Consider the following 6177-nt stretch of genomic DNA (forward strand, 5'->3'; position numbering starts at 1 on the left):
TGTATATAAAGGAGGAACGACTGTGGCAGTTGAATTAAACCAAGATCTTAGTAACTGGGTAGCGAAAGAGTCTCAAGTAAAAGCAAGTACTGTTAAAAAAGTAATTGATTTATTAGACGGGGGGAACACGGTACCATTTATCGCCCGTTATCGGAAAGAGGTAACAGGTGGACTTGATGAGGTGCAAATTAAATTAATTCAAGATAAATGGCATTACGCCGTGAATTTAGCGGAAAGAAAACAAGAAGTAATTCGTTTGATTGATGAACAAGGGAAATTAACAGAGGAACTGGAAAAAGATATTACCGAAGCAACCCAATTGCAACGGGTAGAGGATTTATATCGCCCGTATAAACAAAAGCGTCGTACAAAAGCAACTGTTGCAAAGGAAAAAGGGTTGGAGCCGTTAGCTGCCTTGGTATGGAAACAAGCAGAAATCGATATTGAACAGGATGCCGAAAAATACTTTTCAGAGGAACATGAATTACATACGGTTGAAGATGTACGAAATGGCGTCAATGACATTATAGCGGAATGGATCTCTGATGACCCGGAATTTCGTGATTATATTCGTGATGAGACATATAAAAAAGGATCCATACGTTCAGAAGCGAAGGCAGCCGAATTGGATGAAAAGGGCGTATACGAGATGTATTATGATTACCACGAATCCGTTCGCTCGCTTGTATCACACCGAATTCTTGCATTGAATCGCGGTGAGAAAGAAGGGGTCTTAAAAGTAGCCATTGAACCGCCAATGGAACGAATTGTCGAGTTTTTGCAGCGAAAAGTAATCAACACAAGGGATAATCAAACGATTGTTGATATTCTGCAGACAGCGATTGAGGATAGCTATAAACGTCTAATTCAACCATCGATTGAACGGGAAATTAGAACTAGCTTAACCGAAAAGGCTGAGGAACAGGCAATTGATGTTTTTTCAAAAAACCTAAAAAACCTATTATTGCAGCCACCTTTAAAAGGGAAAACAGTTCTGGGGGTTGATCCTGCTTTTAGAACTGGTTGTAAGCTTGCTGTTGTTGATGAGACAGGAAAAGTTCATCAGGTTAGTGTTATGTATCCAACAGCCCCTAAACATGATACAGCAGGTGCGGAAAAAATTATGATGGAATTCATAAATACGTATGATGTTGAACTAATTGCGATTGGGAATGGAACGGCATCTCGTGAAACAGAACAATTTGTTGCGGATGTAATTGGAAAACACAAACTTGATATTCCGTATATTATTGCAAATGAAGCAGGAGCTAGTGTTTATTCCGCATCAAAATTAGCACGTGAGGAATTTCCCGATTTACAAGTAGAAGAAAGAAGTGCGGCCTCCATTGCCAGACGGGTGCAGGACCCACTTGCAGAACTTGTAAAAATAGATCCGAAATCCATCGGGGTTGGGCAATATCAGCATGACGTAAGCCAAAAGTCGCTGAACGAATCGCTGACATTCGTTGTGGAGACAGCAGTTAACCAAGTTGGTGTAAATGTAAATACGGCATCATCTTCCTTACTGCAATATGTTTCAGGTTTAAGTAAAACAGTAGCCAATAATATTGTGAACAAGCGCAATGAAGAAGGGAAATTTACAAACCGTAAACAATTGAAGAAAATTCCGCGTTTAGGTGCCAAAACATATGAACAATCAATTGGCTTTTTGCGAATTGTGGATGGAGACAACGCATTAGATCGAACGCCGATCCATCCAGAAACTTACACACAAGTAGCGGAACTTTTAAACATGTTCGGCTGTACATTAGATGACCTTGGAACAGAGGTATTGCAAGACAAATTAAATACAGTAAATAAAAAACAAGTGGCAGATGACCTTGGAATTGGTGAACCAACGTTAATTGACATCATGAGTGCATTAAGTCGTCCGGAGCGAGATCCGCGTGACGATTTGCCAAAACCATTATTGAAACAGAATGTATTATCAATGGAAGATTTACAGCCTGGAATGGAAATGCAAGGAACGGTGCGCAATGTTGTGGATTTTGGTGTCTTTGTTGATATTGGTGTTAAACAAGATGGCCTGGTCCATATTTCCAAGATGTCCAATCATTTTGTTAAACATCCCATGGATATTGCGGCCGTTGGCGATGTAGTAACGGTTTGGGTGGAACAAATTGATACTACAAAAGGACGAATTGCTCTTTCAATGGTGGAAGGGAAAAAGTAATGAAGATAATTAACTGAAATCCCTAAAGATAGAATAAGCATAAAAAAATAGCGCCTTTTCAGGCGCTATTTTTTATTTGAATCATATTATTTTGCACTTGCAGGAACTTTTAAGCCTAAGCCTTCTGCAACGCGTTCCCCATACTCTGGGTCTGCTTTATAGAAATGCTCAATTTGTCTTTGTTTAATCTCATCACTTTCAACTGGTTTCATATGATTTACCACTGCTTTAATGAGGCGATCCTTTTCATCGGTACTCATAAGACGATACAAGTCACCGGCTTGCGTGTAATGGTCATCATCGTATGGAATACTATCAACTTCACCATAAACTTCAAATGGTTTAATTTTTGATGGTGCATCCTCTTTTACGCCGTCAATGCTATTTGGTTCGTAGTTAGTAGATCCACCACCATTATAGAAGCTCATGTGGCCATCACGCTGATGATGATTAACGTCATTTATTGGACGATTAATCGGTAATTGTTGATGGTTTGCTCCGATACGATAGCGATGTGCATCAGAATAGCCGAATAGGCGACCTTGTAACATTTTATCTGGTGATGCTTCGATTCCAGGTACGAAATTGCCAGGTGAGAATGCAGCTTGTTCCACTTCAGCAAAGTAGTTTTCTGGGTTGCGATTGAGAACCATGCGACCTACTTCGATTAGTGGATAATCTTTATGTGACCATACTTTGGTATCATCAAATGCATCCCATTTATAATCCTTGGCATCTTCATAAGGCATGATTTGCACGTAAAGTGTCCAAGCAGGGAAATCACCTTTATCAATTGCATTATATAAGTCTTCTGTATGGTACTCCGGATTTTCTCCAGCCAATTTTGTAGCAACGTCTTCATCTAAGCCCTTAACACCTTGTTCACTAATGAAGTGATATTTAACCCAAACTGCTTCACCTTGGTCATTCACCCATTTGAATGTGTGGGTACCATAACCATTCATATGGCGAAGTGTTGCTGGAATACCTCGATCACCGTGTAAATAAGTTACTTGGTGTAGTGATTCTGGTGATAATGACCAGAAATCCCAGACCATATTAGGGTCTTTCAAGTTATTCTTTGGATTACGCTTTTGTGTATGAATGAAATCCGGGAACTTGATTGCATCTTGAATGAAGAAAATTGGTGTGTTATTCCCAACTAAATCATAATTCCCTTCTTGTGTATAAAATTTAACTGCAAAACCACGTGGATCACGGACAGTATCTGCAGAACCTAATTCCCCAGCAACTGTTGAAAAACGAATAAACATTGGTGTACGTTTACCAGCTCCGTTTAGGAAGTCTGCTTTTGTATATTTACTCATGTCATTTTTTAATTCAAAATATCCATGTGCACCAGTACCTTTAGCATGCACAACACGTTCTGGAACACGTTCTCTATTAAAGTGTGCTAGTTTTTCAAGAAGATGTACATCTTGAATTAATACCGGGCCACGATGACCTGCTGTAATTGAATTTTGGTTATCTCCAACTGGAGCTCCTGATGCAGTTGTTAGTCTTTTCTTTTCGTTACTCACGATTTAAACACCTCTCCTTTGATTAACGATCTACTATTAATTATAATATAAATCTATTAAAAATCAATATTTAATTATATTTACTTTAAATAACTGATTTTTACCACAACTATCATCGTGTCATATATATGATAAAATATAGGAATTAATACGTATTGAGGTGTAAGAATATGAATGCATTAAATGAAATAGACCTGCATCGATTAGTTGATGATTTATCAAGAGAATTTTTCCATAAGCCATTTATTGATGATGTTCAGTTTAACAATCGATTGCGATCGACTGGTGGTAGGTATTTACCTGCAAAAAGAAGAATTGAACTAAATCCAAAATACGTAATAGAGATGGGGGAAGAGGAGTTTATTGGAATTATTAAGCATGAATTATGCCATTACCATCTTCATATAGAAGGAAAAGGATATAAACATGGGGACGAGGCTTTTAAAGAGTTATTAAAGGAAACTGGATCTCCAAGGCACTGTAATCCACTACCTTCCATAAAACGATCCTATAAATATGTATATGTTTGTACAGAATGTGGGTGCGAGTATAAACGAATTAGAAGAGTTGATATAAAACGATATAGGTGTGGGAGATGCAGAGGTAAACTTAAGTTAAAATAGTGATTCATAATAAATACGTTACTATTAGAGGTTGTTCAAAAAGCTACCAACTGATAAGCTACGAATCTCTTCGTTGGCTTGTTTTTCTGCTCCTTGGAAAAGAAAACCACTTTTCCTTCGTGCGATGCAGTTTCAGGGGAGTATTCCTTGTGCTTACGTATCTAAATGCATACGTTCCGCTCCTTGGAAAAGAAAATCACTTTTCCGGCGTGGGATGTGAATTCGGGGAAGCTTGTCTTGTGCTCAAAACTACACCGCCTCGACCTTCTTGTTTCTAATTTGACACTTTTTGAACAAGTTCTATTAATAAATGAAAAAACATAATGATAACTGAAAAAAAGTTGCTCAACTATTGACGAAATATGTCTTACATGTTAAATTAAATAAGCCTTATAAAAAGGAACAACATTTTCCGAAAAAAATTGTTGACAAGATAGAAAAGATGTTGTATTATATTTTCTGTCGCAATTAATACGGAGACGTTAAGCTAGCGAAATATTTATTAGTTTATTCCACAGTAGCTCAGTGGTAGAGCTATCGGCTGTTAACCGATCGGTCGTAGGTTCGAATCCTACCTGTGGAGCCATATGGAGAAGTACTCAAGTGGCTGAAGAGGCGCCCCTGCTAAGGGTGTAGGTCGTGTAAGCGGCGCGAGGGTTCAAATCCCTCCTTCTCCGCCATTTTGTTTGGCCCGTTGGTCAAGTGGTTAAGACACCGCCCTTTCACGGCGGTAACACGGGTTCGAATCCCGTACGGGTCATCTACATAAATAATATATTTTGGTTCGGTCCGGTAGTTCAGCTGGTTAGAATGCCTGCCTGTCACGCAGGAGGTCGCGGGTTCGAGTCCCGTCCGGACCGCCATTTTGTTGGGCTATAGCCAAGCGGTAAGGCAGCGGGTTTTGATCCCGTCATTCCCAGGTTCGAATCCTGGTAGCCCAGCCATTTATTTGTAGGAATATTACAAGCACATAGTAATGTGCTGTTTTAAGTTTTTGGCAATTGGATATTGTGAGCCATTAGCTCAGTTGGTAGAGCATCTGACTTTTAATCAGAGGGTCGGAGGTTCGAATCCTCCATGGCTCATCACTATTATTTAGCGGGTGTGGCGGAATGGCAGACGCGCTAGACCCAGGATCTAGTATCTTATGATGTGGGGGTTCAACTCCCTTCACCCGCACTCGTAATAAATGGTATTGCTGTGATAATCCACGGCATTTTATTTTGTTGTGGGAATTGCGGTCGTGGCGGAATGGCAGACGCGCTAGGTTGAGGGCCTAGTGGGTGGATAACCCGTGGAGGTTCAAGTCCTCTCGGCCGCACCAAAAAAATGCTTGCATGTATTTTGCGTGAGTGTTATACTTTTAAAGTTGCTTTTAAAAGCGCCCGTAGCTCAATTGGATAGAGCGTTTGACTACGGATCAAGAGGTTAGGGGTTCGACTCCTCTCGGGCGCGCCATCATTTACGGGAAGTAGCTCAGCTTGGTAGAGCACATGGTTTGGGACCATGGGGTCGCAGGTTCGAATCCTGTCTTCCCGACCAGCGAAACGTCTATTTCATTATATGAATGATTTTATAATATGCGGGTGTAGTTTAGTGGTAAAACCTCAGCCTTCCAAGCTGATGATGAGGGTTCGATTCCCTTCACCCGCTCCATAACACTTATCATGTTGGGCCTGTAGCTCAGTTGGTTAGAGCGCACGCCTGATAAGCGTGAGGTCGGTGGTTCGAGTCCACTCAGGCCCATTTGCTTCAAAAAAGCAAAAAAAGGTATTGACTTATCGAATTCAACGTGATAAACTGATGAAGTTGCTGTTAA

Annotated in this window: 3 protein-coding genes and 12 tRNA genes; 14 read left to right on the plus strand and 1 reads right to left on the minus strand. The window is 40.2% G+C overall.

Annotation, left to right across the window (positions count from 1 at the left end; all coding sequences use genetic code 11):
• The first annotated feature begins 22 nt into the window (after nt 1–22).
• Nucleotides 23–2194 carry a Tex family protein gene (locus tag ACW2QC_RS12955; RefSeq protein ID WP_457544392.1) on the plus strand — a complete coding sequence of 724 codons (2172 nt, stop codon included), beginning with the start codon at nt 23–25 and terminating at the stop codon, nt 2192–2194.
• 86 nt (nt 2195–2280) lie between these two features.
• On the opposite strand, the gene ACW2QC_RS12960 is transcribed toward ACW2QC_RS12955, so the two are convergent.
• The gene (locus ACW2QC_RS12960) at nt 2281–3735 is read right to left on the minus strand and encodes a catalase (protein ID WP_457544393.1); all 1455 of its coding nucleotides are present in this window, start codon (nt 3733–3735) and stop codon (nt 2281–2283) included.
• 170 nt (nt 3736–3905) lie between these two features.
• On the opposite strand from ACW2QC_RS12960, the gene ACW2QC_RS12965 reads away from it, so the two are divergent.
• From ACW2QC_RS12965 to ACW2QC_RS13025, 13 genes are all read left to right on the plus strand, one after another.
• Nucleotides 3906–4358, plus strand: a complete 453-nt coding sequence (locus ACW2QC_RS12965; RefSeq protein ID WP_457544394.1) for a SprT family protein — start codon at nt 3906–3908, stop codon at nt 4356–4358.
• Between the two features lie 511 nt (nt 4359–4869).
• Nucleotides 4870–4944: transfer RNA gene (locus ACW2QC_RS12970), tRNA-Asn, on the plus strand.
• A 3-nt stretch (nt 4945–4947) separates the two neighbouring features.
• Nucleotides 4948–5038, plus strand: a tRNA-Ser gene (locus ACW2QC_RS12975).
• Nucleotides 5039–5046: 8 nt separating this feature from the next.
• Nucleotides 5047–5118: transfer RNA gene (locus ACW2QC_RS12980), tRNA-Glu, on the plus strand.
• 26 nt (nt 5119–5144) lie between these two features.
• Nucleotides 5145–5221, plus strand: a tRNA-Asp gene (locus tag ACW2QC_RS12985).
• Nucleotides 5222–5227: 6 nt separating this feature from the next.
• Nucleotides 5228–5302 (plus strand) — tRNA-Gln (locus tag ACW2QC_RS12990).
• Nucleotides 5303–5370: 68 nt separating this feature from the next.
• Nucleotides 5371–5443, plus strand: a tRNA-Lys gene (locus tag ACW2QC_RS12995).
• Nucleotides 5444–5456: 13 nt separating this feature from the next.
• Nucleotides 5457–5537, plus strand: a tRNA-Leu gene (locus ACW2QC_RS13000).
• 58 nt (nt 5538–5595) lie between these two features.
• Nucleotides 5596–5682: transfer RNA gene (locus tag ACW2QC_RS13005), tRNA-Leu, on the plus strand.
• 57 nt (nt 5683–5739) lie between these two features.
• Nucleotides 5740–5816, plus strand: a tRNA-Arg gene (locus tag ACW2QC_RS13010).
• 7 nt (nt 5817–5823) lie between these two features.
• Nucleotides 5824–5900, plus strand: a tRNA-Pro gene (locus tag ACW2QC_RS13015).
• Nucleotides 5901–5940: 40 nt separating this feature from the next.
• Nucleotides 5941–6014: transfer RNA gene (locus tag ACW2QC_RS13020), tRNA-Gly, on the plus strand.
• 16 nt (nt 6015–6030) lie between these two features.
• Nucleotides 6031–6104 (plus strand) — tRNA-Ile (locus tag ACW2QC_RS13025).
• The last annotated feature ends 73 nt before the right edge of the window (nt 6105–6177 follow it).

It is taken from the genome of Virgibacillus sp. FSP13 (assembly GCF_054048505.1).

Excerpts from the sequence above, each read along its gene's own strand:
- ACW2QC_RS12965 (WP_457544394.1), top strand. The coding sequence starts at position 3,906 with ATGAATGCATTAAATGAAATAGACCTGCATCGATTAGTTGATGATTTA.